This window comes from Streptomyces sp. NPDC057287 (assembly GCF_042667905.1).
In the GTDB taxonomy this organism is placed as follows: Bacteria; Actinomycetota; Actinomycetes; order Streptomycetales; family Streptomycetaceae; genus Streptomyces.
This window is the reverse complement of record NZ_JBHUYV010000009.1, coordinates 214,973-231,154: the sequence shown is the minus strand read 5'-3', so window position 1 is coordinate 231,154 and position 16,182 is coordinate 214,973. Positions and strand designations below refer to the sequence as shown.

Below are 16,182 nucleotides of genomic sequence, written 5' to 3'. Positions count from 1 at the left end.
ATCCGCTGTCGGAGAGACCGTCGGGCGGAGCGGGCGTCATCGCAGGTCAAAGAGGTGTGCCGGACGAAAGGTGCGCCCCGTACGCGCTGTCCGCGGACGTCCGGTATGCGGACACCCTGGGTTGGCGGAACGTTACGTCTGTTTTACTTGGGGCATGACCACGACGAGCTACCGCAGCCCTGCGACCGAGGCGATCCCGACGCCCGGTGCTCGTTGTATGTGTCGAATGCGCGCCTTCTGAGGGCCCCTGCCCGAGCCTCGCGCCCCGAAGCGAGGCCGAGCCCGTGCCGTCCGCACCCAGCGGATCCCTCCGGCCCGGGCATGTCCCGCGCCCGGCGTCCCGCCGGGTCCGGACCCTGCCGAGACTCCCACCGGTCGACCACTGAGAAAAGTCTCATCAGACGAATGCCCCGTGCCCGGCGGACACCGCGCCGTGCACTCGACAGTGACGGAAACCCTGTGATCACCACTTCGGGCCTCACGAAGGTCTACCAGTCACGCGGCCGCGAGGTCACCGCCCTGGACGGCGTGGACCTGCACGTCCGCGAAGGCGAGGTCTACGGCGTCATCGGACAGAGCGGCGCCGGCAAGTCCTCCCTGATCCGCTGCGTCAACCTCCTCGAACGCCCCACCTTGGGCACCGTGACGGTCGCAGGACAGGACCTCACCGCCCTCGCGGGCCGAGGCCGCCGCGCCGGCAAGGAGCTCCGCCAGGCGCGCAGCCGCATCGGCATGGTCTTCCAGCACTTCAACCTGCTGGACTCGCGCACCGTGCGGGACAACGTCGAGCTGCCCCTGGAGATCCTCGGATTCTCCGGGCAGGCACGCACGGCCAAGGCGCTCGCCCTCCTCGACCTTGTCGGGCTCGCGGACAAGGCGAAGGCCTACCCCGCCCAGCTGTCCGGCGGCCAGAAGCAGCGCGTCGGCATCGCCCGCGCCCTGGCGGGCGACCCGAAGGTACTCCTCTCCGACGAGGCGACCTCCGCGCTGGACCCCGAGACCACCCGCTCCATCCTCCAGCTGCTGCGCGACCTCAACCAGGAGCTCGGCCTCACCGTCCTGCTCATCACGCACGAGATGGACGTCGTCAAGACCGTCTGCGACTCCGCCGCGCTGATGAGGAAGGGCCGCATCGTCGAGTCGGGAACCGTCGGCTCCCTGCTGGCCACCCCCGGCTCCGAGCTGGCCCACGAGCTGTTCCCCGTCGGAGGCACCGCCTCGGGTCCCGGCTCCACCGTCGTCGACGTCACCTTCCACGGGGAGGCCGCGGCCCAGCCGGTGATCTCGCAGCTGTCCCGTACGTACAACATCGACATCTCGATCCTCGGCGCCGCCATGGACACCGTCGGCGGCAAGCAGATCGGCCGCATGCGCATCGAGCTCCCCGGCCGCTTCGAGGAGAACGTCGTACCGATCGGCTTCCTCCGCGAGCAGGGCCTCCAGGCCGAGATCGTGAACGACGGCCCCGCCGACGCCGACGCTGTGGCCGTCCCCGCCCAGACCCCCGCCCCGATCACCAAGGAGGTGGCGAAGTGACCTGGTCCGAAATGCAGCCACTGCTCACGCAGGGAACCATCGACACCCTCTACATGGTGCTCTGGTCCACGCTCGTCACCGTCGTCGGCGGACTGCCGCTCGGCATTCTGCTCGTCCTCACCGACAAGGGCGGACTGCTCCAGAACACCGCGGTGAACAAGGTCATCGGCGTGATCGTGAACATCGGCCGCTCCCTGCCGTTCATCATCCTGCTGATCGCCCTCATCCCCTTCACCACCTGGGTCGTCGGCACCTTCATCGGCCCGTCCGCGATGATCGTGCCGCTGGCCATCGGCGCCATCCCCTTCTTCGCGCGGCTCGTCGAGACGGCGGTGCGCGAGGTCGACCACGGCCTCGTCGAGGCCGTCCAGTCGATGGGCGGATCCATCCCGACGATCGTCCGCAAGGTACTGCTGCCCCAGGCGCTGCCCTCGTTGATCTCCGGCGTCACCACCACCGTCATCGTGCTCATCGGCTACTCCGCGATGGCCGGCGCGGTCGGCGGCGAAGGGCTCGGATCCAAGGCCGTCACCTACGGATTCCAGCGGTTCGACAACCAGTTCATGCTCATCACCGTCGTGCTGCTGATCGTCATCGTGACCGTGGTCCAGCTGATCGGCGACGGAGCCGGACGCCTGCTCGCCCGCCGGGGCCGGACCACCTCCTGAACCTCATCTCCCCATGAAGCCCGAACTCCTTGTCCGGGCGCACCACCATCACCACCGGAAAGAGGCACTCTTCGTGCGTAAGAACATCAAGATCACCGCGGCTGCCGCCGCCACCGCCGCCCTCGCCCTCGGCCTCAGCGCCTGCGGCACGGACTCCGACCCGGCCTCCAAGAGCGAGACCGGCGCGAAGGCGGACACGTCCAAGGCGCTCGTCGTCGCCGCGTCCCCCGTGCCGCACGCCGACATTCTCGACTACGTCAAGAAGAACCTGGCGGACAAGGCCGGCCTCAAGCTGGAGGTCAAGGAGTTCACGGACTACGTCCTGCCGAACACCGCCACCGAGAACGGCCAGGTCGACGCCAACTTCTTCCAGCACAAGCCCTACCTGGACGACTTCAACAAGAAGAACGGCACCCACATCGTCCCGGTGGTCAACGTCCACCTGGAGCCCCTGGGCCTCTACTCCAAGAAGGTCAAGGCCCTCAAGGACATCAAGGCCGGCCAGACCGTCGCCGTCCCGAACGACACCACCAACGAGGGCCGGGCGCTCCAGCTGCTCGCCGAGAACGGGCTGATCACCGTCAAGGACGGCGTCGGCACCAACGCCAAGCTCAGCGACATCACGGACAAGAAGGGCCTGGAGTTCAAGGAGATCGAGGCCGCGACCGTGCCCCGTGCCCTGGACGACGTCGACGCCGCCGTCATCAACGGCAACTACGCGATCGAGGCCGGTTACCAGCCGGGCAAGGACTCCCTGGCCCTGGAGAAGGCGGAGGGCAACCCGTACGCCAACCTCCTGGCCGTCAAGGAGGGCAACGAGGATGACCCGCGTGTCCAGAAGCTCGCGAAGCTCCTGAACTCCGACGAGGTCAAGAAGTTCATCGAGGACACCTACAAGGGCTCGATCATCCCGGCCTTCGGCGCACCCGCGAAGTCCTGACCCCCGGACGCCACTTGCCGCACGAGCCCCGTACACCCGAACCAGGGTGTGCGGGGCTCCGCCGTGCGGACCCGGCCATGCACATCCGCGGTCCGATGCTGCATGCTGGAGCCTTTACACGGTCTTCGGCATGGAGCTGCGCATGACTACCACCTTCCCGTCCATCTCCATCAGCACGGACAGGTTGGTGCTGCGCCCCTTCGACATGGCGGACGTCCCGGCGTACATCGAGATGATGAACGACGAGCTGGTCACCGCCTGGACCGAGGCGCCCCACCCCTACACCCAGGTCGACGCCGAACGGTGGGTCCGCAGGATCGCCCCCGCCGAGCGCTCCCAGGGCAACGGCATCGTCTTCGCCGTCACCGAGTTCCTCACCCAGCGCCTGGTCGGATCCGTCCGGCTCCTCAACACCGACCGGCGCACCCTGGCCGCGGAGGTCCGCTACATCACCGCCCCCTGGGCCCGCGGCGAGGGATACGCGACCGAAGCCGTGCTGGCCCTCGCCGAGTGGCTCTTCCGCGACCAGGGCTTCGAGCGCATCGAGCTGCGGACCCCTGCCGGGAACACCGCCTCCCAGCAGGTCGCCCAGAAGCTGGGCTGCATCAGTGAGGGAGTCCTGCGCAACGCCCGCATAGCGAGGACCGCGACCGAGGACGGGGGCTGGGCCGACATCAGGACCGACCTCATCGTCTGGGGACTCCTGCCCGAGGACCTGGAGGGCGTCGCCGAGCAGCTGGCCGACGCAGGTGGCTACGGCACGTACAACGACTGGAACTGACGCTCCTCGCCCGGGTGCGGGAGCCCCCGGAAGTGCGTTGGTACGGACCGGATACGCTCACCCTTGCTCCGCCCATCCCGCGGAGAGCTCCCGCCTGCTACACCCCAGGAGACTGACGACGATGGCCGACCGGGTCACGGTGATCGGCTGGGACGGCTCGCCACTGACCAGAGCGGCCACGGCGGCGCTCTCCGCCGCCACGCTCGTCGCCGGTGCCGCCCACCACCTCGCGCTCCCCGAGGTGCCCGAGCGCGCGGAACGCGTCCGGCTCGGCAGCGTCGACCTGGCCGCCCGCAGGGTCGCCGGGCACCGGGGGAGCGCCGTGGTCCTGGCCGACGGCGACCCCGGCTTCTTCGGCGTCGTCCGCACCCTGCGCAAGCCCGAGCACGGTCTCGAGGTCGAGGTCGTCCCCGCCGTCTCCTCCGTCGCCACCGCTTTCGCCCGCGCCGGAATGCCGTGGGACGACGCCGAGGTCGTCGTCGCCCACCCGCGCACCCTGCGCCGCGCGGTCAACGTCATCCGCGCCCACCACAAGGTGGCCGTGCTGACGTCCCCCGGGGCGGGCCCAGCCGAACTGGCCCTCCTGCTCGAAGGCGTCCACCGCACCTTCGTGATCTGCGAGGAACTCGGCACCGTACGCGAACGGGTCACCGTCCTCACCTCCGACAAGACGGCCGACCACACCTGGCGCGACCCCAACGTCGTCATCGTCATCGGCGGCGGCCCCGAGACCACCGTCGACGGCGCCTGGATCGCCGGCCGCCGCCCGGACGGAACCCGGCGGGGATGGGCGCTCCCCGCCGCTGCCTACGGCGGCGCGGGGGAGTACGGCGAGGGGGAGTCGCCCGGCCTGCGCGCCGCACAGCTGGCCCGGCTCGGGCCGCGTACCGGTGATCTGGTCTGGGACATCGGCTCCGGCAGCGGCGCCCTCGCCGTGGAGGCGGCCCGCTTCGGCGCCGCGGTGATCGCCGTGGACAGCGACCCCGACGCCTGCGCGCGTACGGCGTCGGCGGCCCGCGCCTTCCAGGTGGGCGTCCAGGTCGTCAGGGGCACCGCCCCGCACGTCCTGGAACGCCTTCCCGAGCCCGATGTCGTGCGGATCGGCGGCGGAGGCGTCCCCGTCGTCACGGCGGTCGCCGACCGGCGGCCGGAACGTATCGTCACCCATGCCTCGAACAGGGATGAGGCGGAGGCGCTCGGAGGCGCCCTCGCCGAGAACGGGTACACGGTCGAGTGCGCGCTCCTCCAGTCCGTCGGGCTGGACACCTCCGACTGGGCGGAGCGCGAACGCTCCGTCGTGTTCCTGCTCTCCGCGGTGCGTTCCGATCTCGCCCCCTGAGCCGGTCGCTGCGGAGCGCGAGGTAGGCTGACCGATTGTTGTACCGCGCCCGGACGTTCGACATTTCGTTCGTCAATGTCCGGAAAAGTGGACTGTTTTGCTCCGCGATGTGGTACGGCGCAACCGGGGGACGCGCAACGTGGCGCAGTCCACAGCGAGCCGAGGCAGAACTGTCTGTCGCGGCGGCGAACGACCGCGAGAATGTATACCTCCGCGCGCGTTTCGTGCCGCGCGGGGAGCCCGCTCGTTCTTGTTGACGAGCACCGGCGTGCCGTGGTTCGGGCATCCCGGGCGAAGGGCGAAGGAGCACTGACGATGGGCGAGGGGTACGCATGACTGACACCGGCCAGATCCCGGGCGAGGGACTGCCGGAGAACGCAGGCATGGTGGAGCAGCCGGGCATCCCCGCCCCGGACGCCTACACCTACCTCGAACCCTCCGAGCACACCGCCGAGGACGACGACCTCCTCCTGATGCCGGCTCCCCAGGGCGCGTGGAGCGACGCTCCGGCGGCGCCGACGGGCCTGCCCGAGCAGTACCCGGCGTACGACCAGGCGGCGAACGGCACCCACGGATCCGGTGTGGCCGACGTCAACGGCGTACGGATCCCGGCGCACACGGCCGTACAGGTGCCGGTGGCCGCCGCGCCGGCCCGGCGCCCGCTGCACCGCGGCCCCTCGTCCACCGAGGCACCCTCCTACGGGGGGACGCCGACCGGGGGAGTGGTCCGCTCGCTCGCGGACCGGGGGCCGGCCGGCCCGCAGACCCCGATGCCCGTGCGGCACGCCGGTCCGCCGACGACCGGTCCTGAGTACTTCGACATCCCGGCGGACGACGCGGCCGTGCTGCCGGGACCGCAGCTGGGCGAGATCCCGCCGCAGGGCGCCCCCGCGTGGGGCCCGCCCGAGCAGATGGCTGCCCCCGCACCCGCCCCGGTGGCGGAGCCCGAGGCGCCCCTCGCCCCTGCCGAATACGTCACGCCCGTCACGCCCGTCGCTCCCGCCGAGCCGGCCGCTCCCGCCGAGCCCGTCGTGCCGGTCGAGTCCGTCGTACCGGTCGAGCCGGCCGCCCCTGTCGAGCCCGTCGTGCCGGTCGAGTCCGCCGCTCCCGCAGAAACGGTCGCTCCCGAGCCGGTGGCCGCTGAGATGCCCGAGGCTTCCGTAGGGACAGCAGGAGCGGAGACGGCCGAGGTGTCTCCCGCTGAGGCCCTGGCCGGGACTCCGGCAGCCGCACCCGCCGAAGCCCTGGTGACCGCCCCCGCCGACGCTCCCGAAGAGGTGCCGGTCGAGGCCGCAGCCCCGGTCGCCGAGGTGCCGGCACAGTCCGGGCCCGTGGCCGACCCGGTACCGGCCGCCCCGTACCCCGCCCCGACGCCCGTGGCCGACGCGGTCGCCCCCGCCGTCGGGTCCGAGCCGGCCGCAGAGCCCGAGGTCCGGCCCGCGGCACCCGTCGTGGAGCCCGCACCGGCCGTCGCCGAGGCTACGGAGGTGGCCGAGCCGGTCGCGGCCGAGCAGCCCGCGGCGGCGGCCGAGGCCCTGCCCGAGGCCCTGCCCGAGGCCGTCGTGGAGCCCGAGCCGGCTCCGGAGTCCGTCCTGCCGCCCCAGGCCGGTCCTCGGACGCCGGCGGAACCGGAGCCCGGCACCGGGCCCGAGATCATCGAGACCCCGGAGACCGACGCCCCGGAAGCCGTGGCCGCCGAGGCACCGGCTGCGGAGACACCGGAAGCCGGGGCCCCGGCAGCGGAGGCGCCGGCCGGGGAAGCTCCGGAGGTCGCCCGGCCCGTCGAGGCGGCGTCGGAGGACGCCGAGGCTGTGGCTCCGGTGGAGGCCGTGGCTCCCGTAGAGGTCGTGGCTCCCGTCGAGGCCGAGGCCGAAGCAGGTCCTGAGGCCGAAGCACGACCCGAGGCCGAAGCGGCGGACGAAGCAGCCCCCGTCTCCCCTCCCGCTCCCGGCTACGACGACGCCGAGCGCGAAGCCGTCCTGCGCGTGATGCGCGAACGGCGGGACATCCGCAACGGCTTCCGCAGCGACCCCATCCCGCACGAGGTCCTCCTCCGCGTCCTGGAGGCCGCGCACACCGCGCCGAGCGTCGGACACTCGCAGCCCTGGGACTTCGTCGTCATCCGCTCCGCGGAGACGCGCCGCTCCATGCACGAACTGGCACAGCGCCAGCGTGAGGCGTACGCCAAGTCGCTCCCCAAGGCCCGCGCCAAGCAGTTCAAGGAACTGAAGATCGAGGCCATCCTCGACACCCCGGTGAACATCGTCGTCACCGCCGACCCCACCCGCGGCGGCCGGCACACCCTCGGCCGGCACACCCAGCCGCAGATGGCGCCGTACTCCTCGGCGCTCGCCGTGGAGAACCTCTGGCTGGCCGCCCGCGCCGAGGGCCTCGGCGTCGGCTGGGTCAGCTTCTTCGACGAGCGGGAGATGGTCCGCGCGCTCGGCCTGCCCGACCACCTGGAAGTCGTCGCCTACCTCTGCGTCGGATACGTCGACGAGTTCCCCGAGGAACCCGAGCTGATGCAGGCGGGCTGGTCCAAGCGCCGCCCGCTCTCCTGGGTCGTCCACGAGGAGACGTACGGCCGCCGCGCCCTGCCCGGTGAGGAGCCGCACGACCTCCTCCAGGAGACCATCGCCGGAATCCGTCCCCTGGACGCCAAGGCGCTCGGCGAGGCCTGGGAACGCCAGAAGCGGATGACGAAGCCCGCGGGCGCGCTGGGGATGCTGGAGATCATCTCGGCCCAGCTCGCCGGGCTCTCCCGGATGTGCCCGCCGCCCGTCCCCGAACCCGCAGCCGTCGCGATCTTCGCCGGTGACCACGGGGTCCACGCCCAGGGCGTCACGGCGTGGCCGCAGGAGGTCACCGGCCAGATGGTCGCCAACTTCCTCGGCGGCGGCGCCGTCTGCAACGCCTTCGCCGCACAGGTCGGCGCCGAGGTCTGCGTCGTGGATGTGGGAGTGGCAGCCGAACTCCCCGCGACGCCGGGCCTGCTGCCCAGGAAGGTCCGCCCCGGGACGGCCGACTTCACCACCGGCCCCGCCCTCACCCGGGACGAGGTGCTCGCGGCGATCGAGGTGGGCATCGAGACCGCTCGCGACCTGGTGGCGGCAGGCAACAAGGGCCTGCTCACCGGTGAGATGGGCATCGCCAACACCACCGCGTCGGCCGCGCTGATCTGCGTCTACACCGGCATGGACCCGGCGGAGGTGACCGGTCGCGGTACCGGCATCAACGACGAGATGCACGCCCGCAAGGTCGATGTGGTCCGCCGCGGCCTGGAGCTCCACCAGCCCGACCCGGCCGACCCGATCGGGGTCCTGGCCGCGGTCGGCGGCCTGGAGCACGCCGCCATGGCGGGCTTCCTGCTGGGTGGGGCGTCCCTGCGCACCCCGGTGATCCTGGACGGCGTGAGCGCCGGTGCGGCCGCCCTGGTCGCCCGGGCGATCGCCCCCGAGGCGCTCGCCGCGTGCATCGCGGGCCACCGCAGCGCGGAACCCGGTCACGTCGCCGCCCTGAACAAGCTGGGCCTGCGCCCGCTGGTCGACCTCGACCTCAGGCTCGGCGAGGGCACGGGCGCGCTGCTCGCGCTCCCCATCGTGCAGAGCGCTGCCCGCGCGATGCACGACGTGGCGACGTTCGACTCCGCGGGCGTCACGGAGAAGTAGCCGCCGTGCCCGGACGCGCCCGACCCGGGCGCGTCCGGGCACCCGCGGTCTCGTGGGCACACTCCGCGCTCCCGGCAGGATCCCGCGAACCCCGTGGGGGCCGACGAGGCGTGTCCTGAGCGGTCCGTGACCGCCCCGGACCCCGTTCCCGCCACCCCGTATCGTGGTCCCACACGTCACCGCCTCACCAGCCCACGTCACCGCCGCTCCACCGCCGCAGCGGCCCGCAGCACACCGCACCTGCACGAGGAGCCCGCACGACCATGGCCGAGCATGACGATCACCCTGCCTACCCCGTCGGACTGCGCCTGAACGGGCGCCGCGTCGTCGTCGTCGGCGGCGGCCAGGTCGCGCAGCGCCGGCTGCCCGCCCTCATCGCGGCCGGTGCCGACATCACCCTCGTCTCCCCGTCCGCGACCGCGTCCGTGGAGGCGATGGCGGACACCGGTGAGATCCGCTGGGAGCGGCGCAGGTACCGGGACGGAGACCTCGCCGACACCTGGTACGCCCTCGTCGCGTCTTCGGACGCAGCTGCCAACGACGCCGCGTCCGCCGAGGCCGAACGCACCCGGACCTGGTGCGTCCGGAGCGACGACGCCGAGGCGGCCACCGCCTGGACACCCGCCACCGGGCGCAGCGAGGGCATCACGGTCGCCGTCCTCACCACCACCTCGCAGGGCCGTGACCCCCGGCACTCCGCCGCCGTCCGCGACGCGATCGTGGAAGGGCTGCGCGACGGCACCCTCGCCGCCCCGCACCACCGCACCCGTGCCCCCGGCGTCGCGCTGGTGGGCGGCGGCCCCGGTGACCCCGACCTGATCACCGTGCGCGGCCGCCGTCTCCTCGCCGAGGCCGACGTGGTCATCGCCGACCGGCTCGGCCCGCGCGACCTGCTCGACGAACTCCCGCCGCACGTCGAGGTGATAGACGCCGCCAAGATCCCGTACGGCCGCTACATGGCGCAGGAGGCGATCAACCAGGCGCTGATCGACCACGCCAGAGCCGGCAAGTCGGTGGTCCGCCTCAAGGGCGGTGACCCGTTCGTCTTCGGACGCGGCATGGAGGAGGCGCAGGCACTGGCCGCCGAGGGCATCGCCTGCACCGTCGTCCCCGGGATCTCCAGCTCGATCTCGGTGCCGGGAGCGGCCGGGATCCCGGTCACCCACCGAGGCGTCGCGCACGAGTTCACCGTGGTCAGCGGCCACGTGGGGCCCGACGACCCACGCTCCCTGGTCGACTGGGCGGCGATCGCACGGTTGCGCGGGACCCTGGTCCTCCTGATGGCCGTCGACAAGATCGGCGCCATCGCGCAGGCACTCATCGCCCACGGCAAGTCCCCCGACACCCCGGTGGCCCTGGTCCAGGAGGGCACCACGGCCGCCCAGCGCAGGGTCGACGCGACCCTCGCGGACGTGGGGGAGCGGGTCGTCGCGGAAGGGGTGCGCCCTCCGGCCGTCATCGTCATCGGCGATGTCGTCGCCGTCGGCGCGGACCTGTCCGGCCTGCTCCAGGGCTGAGCGGCGCACCGAGCCGCCCGAGCCCGCACGTACCCGCCGCACCCACCCGACAAGGCAGTAGCACCACGTGGCTGAACTCATCACCGTCGAGGACCCGGACGACCCGCGTCTGAGCGACTACACCGGCCTGACCGACGTCGAACTCCGGCGTCGGCGGGAGCCCGCGGAGGGTCTCTTCATCGCAGAGGGCGAGAAGGTGATCCGGCGCGCGGGGAACGCCGGGTACGAGATGCGCTCCATGCTGCTCTCCGCCAAGTGGGTCGACGTCATGCGCGATGTCATCGACGAGGCCACGGCGCCGGTCTACGCGGTGACACCGGCTCTCGCCGAGCGGGTCACGGGCTACCACGTGCACCGCGGCGCCCTCTCGTCCATGCAGCGCAAGCCGCTCCCCGGGGTCGGCGCTCTGCTGGCCCCCGAGCGGGGGAGCGTGCGCCGGGTCGCGGTGTTCGAGGACATCGTCGACCACGCCAATCTCGGGGCGGCCTTCCGCAACGCGGCCGCACTCGGCGTCGACGCCGTCCTGCTCACCCCGCGCTGCGCCGACCCGCTCTACCGGCGGGCGGTCAAGGTCTCGATGGGATCCGTCTTCCACGTCCCGTGGACCCGCCTGACGTCGTGGCCCGAGGACCTCGGTCTCCTGCGCGAGGCCGGATTCACCACGGCAGCGCTCTGCCTCAGCGACCGGTCGATCACCCTGGACGAACTCGTGGCACACCGGCACGAGAAGCTGGCGCTCGTCTTCGGTACGGAGGGCGACGGCCTCACTCCTGCGGCGCTCTCCGCGGCCGACGCCCATGTGCGTATCCCGATGGACGCCGGAGTGGACTCGCTGAACGTCGCCGCGGCTTCCGCCGTCGCCTTCTACGCGACCCGGGTCGGGCCCGCCTGAGCCGCGGCCCGCATCCTCAGGGCCCGTCCACCCGCGTCGGGTGGACGGCCGCCCCGTCGTGCGTATGGGACGTCGTGCCTCCGAGTCCGCGCGCGGGGCCCTGGCAGCCCTGAGCGGCCGCGATCCCCAGTGCCACCAGCAGCGTCACCACGACGAAGACGACGAGGCGCTGACGCAGCAGCCGCGGGTTGGCCGGCCGCCGCTTCCCGCCGTTCCCCGCCGAGGTCGTCCGTACGCCGGGCCGGGAGGCCTGCCGGCCGTTCGTGCCGTTGGGCTGCTGCCCCGAACGCGGGCCGCCACGGGTTCCCCGGGCCTGCGAGCCGCCGGTACGAGGCGCCGCGGGGCGCGCCTGGGCGGGCCGCCGCCCAGGCGAGCGCGGAGCCTGGGAGGGCCCTCCGGCGGAGCGCCGGGTGGACTGCTCGGTGTAGGGCCCCTCCAGCCGGCCGGTGGGCCGGTCCAGCTCCTGCTCGCTGCGCTGCGCGGGCGGCCGGCGCTCCTGGATACCCTGCGCCTCGCGTGCGGCGATCTCCTTCAGCCGCATCGAGAGCTGCAGCGTGCTGGGCCGCTCCTCCGGATCCTTCGCCAGACAGGCCCGTACGAGCGGGGCGAGCGCGTCGTGCACGTCGAACAGGTGCGGTTCCTCGTGGACCACGCGGTAGAGCATCACCTCGGAGCTGCCGTGCCCGAAGGGTGAATCGGCCATCGCCGCATAGGCCAGGGTGGCGCCCAGGGAGAACACGTCCGTCGCAGGGGTCACCGCCGCACCGCGCACCTGCTCGGGCGCCAGGAAGCCGGGCGAACCCACGGCCGTCCCGACATGGGTGAGCGTGCTCGCCCCGGTCGCCCAGGCGATACCGAAGTCGATGATCCGGGGGCCCTTGGGGGAGAGGAGGATGTTTGACGGCTTCAGGTCCCGGTGGACGACACCGGCCTCGTGCACCGCCACCAGGCCCTCCGACAGTGCCGCTCCGATCGAGGCCACCTCGGCGGCCGACAGCGGGCCCTCCTCGACGACCTTGTCGTGCAGCGAGGGGCCCGGCACGTACTGCGTCGCGAACCACGGGCGGTCCGCCTCCAGATCGGCGGCCACCAGCCGGGCCGTGCATCCGCCGCGGATCCTCCGGGCGGCGGACACCTCGCGCGCGAAGCGCGAGCGGAACTCCTGATCCTCCGCCAGATCCGGCCGGATCACCTTGAGCGCCACCCGCTGGCCCCGGCGGTCGGAACCCAGGTAGACGACGCCCATGCCACCCGCGCCGAGCCGCCGGTGCAGTCTGAACGAGCCGACGACACGCGGGTCCTCGCGCCGGAGCCGCATCATCGCCATCGTCTGCCCATCCCCGCTGCCGGTCCGCCTGACGAGGCACAGCTTACGTACCCGTGGCGCGGCGCGCTCAGAGGCCGCGCCCTCGCCCACCCATCGATTGTCAGTCCCCGGTGGGAGAATTGAGGAGTGGTCAGGGAGCCGGAGATCCAGGTTCCCCGGCCCGTGCGAGATCTCAAAGGACCGTCGCAGAAGGGGGATTGGATCAATGAAGGGCGATCGTGTGGAAATAGTCGTGGACGCGGGTGACACGACGAGGACGTACGAAGTGGTGGCCTCCAGGGCAGGCCGCCGGGTGGAGACAGCGGTCCGCCGGGGTGTGGTGGAAGTGAGTGAAGTCACCCGAAGTGGATCAGTTGTCCGTACCGCCCGCTTCATGGCGACCAGGGTGCTCGCCCTGGTCGAACAGCCGGTCCCCCGGGAGGACGCCTCCGAGCGGTCCCTCCGGGAGGACCTCACCGCCTGACCCCCTCCGGATCGTGCCGGCCGAGCTTCCCGGCCCGGCACGATCCGGCTCGGATCCCTCCGCGTGCGGGCCGGGGATCGCCGGCCCCGGCGCGGCAGGCGGGGCACGCAGACCTCCGTCGTGCGGACGCCTCCGCCGCGCCGGGGGTCCTCGCGTTGCCGCAGGTCGGGAACCGGCCCCGCGCGACGGAAACCGGTCCCGCGTGGCGACGTGTACGCCGAGCAGCTGCCGGCCATGGCCTTCCCCGGCTCGGGCTCCCGCCGACCGCCGCTCCGCCCGGAAGCGAATCTCAGGAACACCCTTGACACCCGGTCGACGCGCCCGCATCCTTTCGCCAGAAAACGCAACGGCGTTGCGATTTCCGCACCGAACCTAGTCGTCAGGCCACCGGCCGACACACGAACCACCCGTACGGAACGAAGGAGGCCGGGCCCATGGCGGATCACGGCGACGACACCACTCCGGTCGCGGCCGCACCCCAGGCCCCCGGAGTCCTCCAGACCGTGGACCGGGCCCTCGTCCTCCTGCTCACCTTCACCGAGCAGCGTCCCGAGTGGGGTGTCAGCGAACTCGCGCGCCACCACGGCTGGGACAAGGCAGTGGTCCAGAGGCTGCTCACCACCCTGACCGCCCGCTCCTTCCTCATCTGCGACGACACCAGCCGCCGCTACCGCCCCGGGCCCGCCCTGTCACGGCTCGCCCGGGTCGGCGAACACAGCGGTGTCATGCCGTCCCTCGCCCGCCCCATACTGGCCCGGCTGCTGCGTGAGACGGGCGAGAGCATCGTGCTGAACGTTCCGCACGGCTCCAGCTACCGCTGCGCCGCCGCCGTCGACGGAACCGGCCCCGTCCGCTACACCGCCATCATCGGAGCGGTCATGCCCGGCCACGCCGGGGCGTCCGGCCACACCCTCTTCGCGTACCACCCCGAACGCGAGATCCGGCAGATGTTCGGCCCGACCGGCCTCGCCCGGTTCAACGACCGCACCATCACGGACCTGGACGCGCTGCTCGCCTGCTACGCCCGGGTCCGCTCCGACGGGCACTGCGTCAGTTACGGCGAGTACGACGAAGCCGTCACCGCCGTCTCCGCCCCGGTCCTCCAGGGCGGAGCCGTCGCGGCCTCCCTCACCGTGATCGGCCCCTCCCACCGCGTGGACCGGGCCGTCGACACCCTCGTACCGCTGACACGCGCCGGGGCCGCGGAGATCACCGCGGCCCTCGGCGGCTGAACCGCCCCGAACGCCCACCGCTCGACCCCGCGGCGCCCCGCGCCGCCGGTGCGCCCCGCCCTGCCCGCGCACCGATGGGGGACAGCGCCTCCCCAGCCCTGCTCACCGAAGGGGGTGCCCCGTGGCGCACCACGCCTCCGCCCCGCACCACGAACCGCCGCCGCAGTCCGGATCCCGTCCCCCGGACAGCGGGCCCCATCCCCGTGTCCTCGAACCCGTGCTGCTGGCCGTCCTGGTGGTACTCGCCGCCGTCGGCGCCGTGATCGGCATCGACCTGGTGACCAAGCTCGGCATCTCCGCCAACACCTCGGTCGTCGGCGCGCTCGTCGCCATGCTCATCGGCCGCATCCCGCTCGGGTTCCTGCGCCGCATGAGGTCCGTGCACCGGCAGAACCTCGCCCAGAGCGCCATCTCCGCGGCGACCTTCGCCTCGGCGAACGCACTGCTGACGTCCGTGGCCATCCCCTACGTCTTCGGACGGCAGGACCTGGTCTGGCCCATGCTCGCCGGATCGTTCATCGGCCTGGTCGTGGACGCCTGGGTGCTCTACCGCGCCTTCGGCTCCAGGCTGCTGCCCGCCGACGCCCCCTGGCCGCCCGGAACGGCCGCCGCCGAGACCATCAAGGCCGGCGACCGGGGAGGCCGCCGGGCGCTGATCCTCGCCGGCGGCACCGCCGTCGGCCTGGCGGGGACCCTCCTCAGCCTGCCGCTCTCCGCCGCCGGCGTGGCCTTCCTGGGCAACGTCTGGGCCCTGATGATGTTCGGCGTCGGCCTGATGCTGCGGCAGTACAGCCCCGACCTCTTCGGCACCGACCTCGGGGCCGGCTTCATCCCGCACGGCGTCATGGTCGGCGCGGGCGTCGTCGCCCTGGGGCAGGCGGTCCACATGCTGGTCGGCCGCCGCGCCCGCAAGAAGCAGAAGGAGGAACAGGAGTCGGCCTCCACGCGCGCCGTGACGGACCCGACCGTCGAATACACCGTCGACGAGCGCGCCCTGCGGCTCGCCCTGGTCCGCGGCTACGCGCTGTTCACCGCGGGCGCCGTCGTGCTCGCCGTACTCGGAGGGATCGTCGGCGACATGAGCCCGCTCGGGATCGTCGGCTGGGTCCTCTTCGCCGCCTTCGCCGCGCTGGTCCACGAACTGATCGTCGGCCTCGCCGCGATGCAGTCCGGCTGGTTCCCGTCCTTCGCCGTCACCCTGATCTTCCTGATCCTCGGGCTCGCCATGGGCATTCCCTCCGTACCGCTGGCCCTTCTGATCGGGTACGTCTCCGCCACCGGCCCGGCCTTCGCCGACATGGGCTACGACCTCAAGGCGGGCTGGCTGCTCCGCCGCGACCACCGCCCCTGGGACCCCTACGAGCGCGAGGGCCGCCGCCAGCAGTTCCTGGCCGCGCTCATCGGCTTCGGCGTCGCCCTGGCCGTCGTCGCCCTCGCCTGGCGCTCGTACTTCGGGCAGGGCCTCATCCCGCCTGTCGCCACGGTGTACGCCGACACGATCAGAAGCGGCCTCAGCGACCCCGACGCGGTGCGCACCATGCTGCTCTGGGCCGTCCCCGGCGCGGTCGTCCAACTGGTCGGCGGCACCCGGCGCCAGATGGGCGTCATGCTCGCCACCGGCCTCCTCATCCTCACCCCGCAGGCCTGCTGGCTGGTCCTCGGCGCACTCGTCGTCCGCGTCGTCTACCGCAGACTGCGCGGCCCCGCCGCCGACGAGGAACTCAACCTGATCGGCGCAGGAGTGATCGCGGGCAGCTCGCTCGGAGACTCCGCGCAGATCCTCAAGACCTGACCCCAAGTCACCACCGCACCACCCGCA

General features: G+C 72.5%; 12 protein-coding genes. 11 read left to right on the top strand and 1 reads right to left on the bottom strand.

The annotated features are described in order from the left end of the window. The first annotated feature begins 459 nt into the window (after nt 1–459). The 8 genes from ACFUNE_RS19720 to ACFUNE_RS19685 all read left to right on the top strand — a co-directional run bounded on the left by ACFUNE_RS19720 (nt 460) and on the right by ACFUNE_RS19685 (nt 11,341). A complete protein-coding gene (locus ACFUNE_RS19720) occupies nt 460–1,536 on the top strand; it encodes a methionine ABC transporter ATP-binding protein (protein WP_383569201.1) in 1,077 nt (358 codons plus the stop codon). Further along, a complete protein-coding gene (locus ACFUNE_RS19715; RefSeq protein WP_383569198.1) occupies nt 1,533–2,204 on the top strand; it encodes a methionine ABC transporter permease in 672 nt (223 codons plus the stop codon). Before ACFUNE_RS19720 ends, ACFUNE_RS19715 begins: the two co-directional genes overlap by 4 nt. Nucleotides 2,205–2,277: 73 nt before the next feature. Further along, a complete protein-coding gene (locus ACFUNE_RS19710; RefSeq protein WP_383569195.1) occupies nt 2,278–3,144 on the top strand; it encodes a MetQ/NlpA family ABC transporter substrate-binding protein in 867 nt (288 codons plus the stop codon). Nucleotides 3,145–3,286: 142 nt separating this feature from the next. Beyond that, nucleotides 3,287–3,925, top strand: coding sequence for a GNAT family N-acetyltransferase (locus ACFUNE_RS19705; RefSeq protein ID WP_383569192.1), 639 nt, complete (start codon nt 3,287–3,289; stop codon nt 3,923–3,925). Nucleotides 3,926–4,046: 121 nt separating this feature from the next. Then, nucleotides 4,047–5,264 (top strand): precorrin-6y C5,15-methyltransferase (decarboxylating) subunit CbiE, encoded by a 1,218-nt coding sequence (gene cbiE, locus ACFUNE_RS19700; protein WP_383569189.1) that lies wholly within the window; start codon nt 4,047–4,049, stop codon nt 5,262–5,264. 332 nt (nt 5,265–5,596) lie between these two features. After that, the gene (cobT, locus tag ACFUNE_RS19695; RefSeq protein WP_383569186.1) at nt 5,597–8,932 is read left to right on the top strand and encodes a nicotinate-nucleotide--dimethylbenzimidazole phosphoribosyltransferase; all 3,336 of its coding nucleotides are present in this window, start codon (nt 5,597–5,599) and stop codon (nt 8,930–8,932) included. A gap of 263 nt (nt 8,933–9,195) precedes the next feature. Further along, nucleotides 9,196–10,449, top strand: coding sequence for a uroporphyrinogen-III C-methyltransferase (gene cobA, locus ACFUNE_RS19690; protein ID WP_383569183.1), 1,254 nt, complete (start codon nt 9,196–9,198; stop codon nt 10,447–10,449). 67 nt (nt 10,450–10,516) lie between these two features. Further along, entirely contained in the window at nt 10,517–11,341 is an 825-nt protein-coding gene (locus tag ACFUNE_RS19685; protein WP_383569180.1) for a TrmH family RNA methyltransferase, read from the top strand. A gap of 16 nt (nt 11,342–11,357) precedes the next feature. Here the strand turns inward: ACFUNE_RS19685 and ACFUNE_RS19680 are convergent, their stop codons facing one another. Beyond that, a complete protein-coding gene (locus ACFUNE_RS19680) occupies nt 11,358–12,668 on the bottom strand; it encodes a serine/threonine-protein kinase (RefSeq protein ID WP_383569178.1) in 1,311 nt (436 codons plus the stop codon). Nucleotides 12,669–12,873: 205 nt separating this feature from the next. Between ACFUNE_RS19680 and ACFUNE_RS19675 the strand changes: the two genes are divergently transcribed. The 3 genes from ACFUNE_RS19675 to ACFUNE_RS19665 all read left to right on the top strand — a co-directional run bounded on the left by ACFUNE_RS19675 (nt 12,874) and on the right by ACFUNE_RS19665 (nt 16,155). After that, nucleotides 12,874–13,131: a hypothetical protein gene (locus ACFUNE_RS19675; protein WP_383569175.1), complete on the top strand. Its 258-nt coding sequence runs from the start codon at nt 12,874–12,876 to the stop codon at nt 13,129–13,131. Between the two features lie 434 nt (nt 13,132–13,565). Beyond that, on the top strand, nt 13,566–14,363 hold the full coding sequence (locus ACFUNE_RS19670) for an IclR family transcriptional regulator (RefSeq protein ID WP_383569171.1): 798 nt from the start codon (nt 13,566–13,568) through the stop codon (nt 14,361–14,363). A 217-nt stretch (nt 14,364–14,580) separates the two neighbouring features. After that, nucleotides 14,581–16,155: an OPT/YSL family transporter gene (locus tag ACFUNE_RS19665; RefSeq protein ID WP_383569501.1), complete on the top strand. Its 1,575-nt coding sequence runs from the start codon at nt 14,581–14,583 to the stop codon at nt 16,153–16,155. The last annotated feature ends 27 nt before the right edge of the window (nt 16,156–16,182 follow it).

Coding starts and splice junctions, on each gene's coding strand:
- cobA (WP_383569183.1), top strand. CDS start 9,196: ATGGCCGAGCATGACGATCACCCTGCCTACCCCGTCGGACTGCGCCTG.
- cbiE (WP_383569189.1), top strand. CDS start 4,047: ATGGCCGACCGGGTCACGGTGATCGGCTGGGACGGCTCGCCACTGACC.
- ACFUNE_RS19670 (WP_383569171.1), top strand. CDS start 13,566: ATGGCGGATCACGGCGACGACACCACTCCGGTCGCGGCCGCACCCCAG.
- cobT (WP_383569186.1), top strand. CDS start 5,597: ATGACTGACACCGGCCAGATCCCGGGCGAGGGACTGCCGGAGAACGCA.
- ACFUNE_RS19705 (WP_383569192.1), top strand. CDS start 3,287: ATGACTACCACCTTCCCGTCCATCTCCATCAGCACGGACAGGTTGGTG.
- ACFUNE_RS19680 (WP_383569178.1), bottom strand. CDS start 12,668: ATGGCGATGATGCGGCTCCGGCGCGAGGACCCGCGTGTCGTCGGCTCG.
- ACFUNE_RS19675 (WP_383569175.1), top strand. CDS start 12,874: ATGAAGGGCGATCGTGTGGAAATAGTCGTGGACGCGGGTGACACGACG.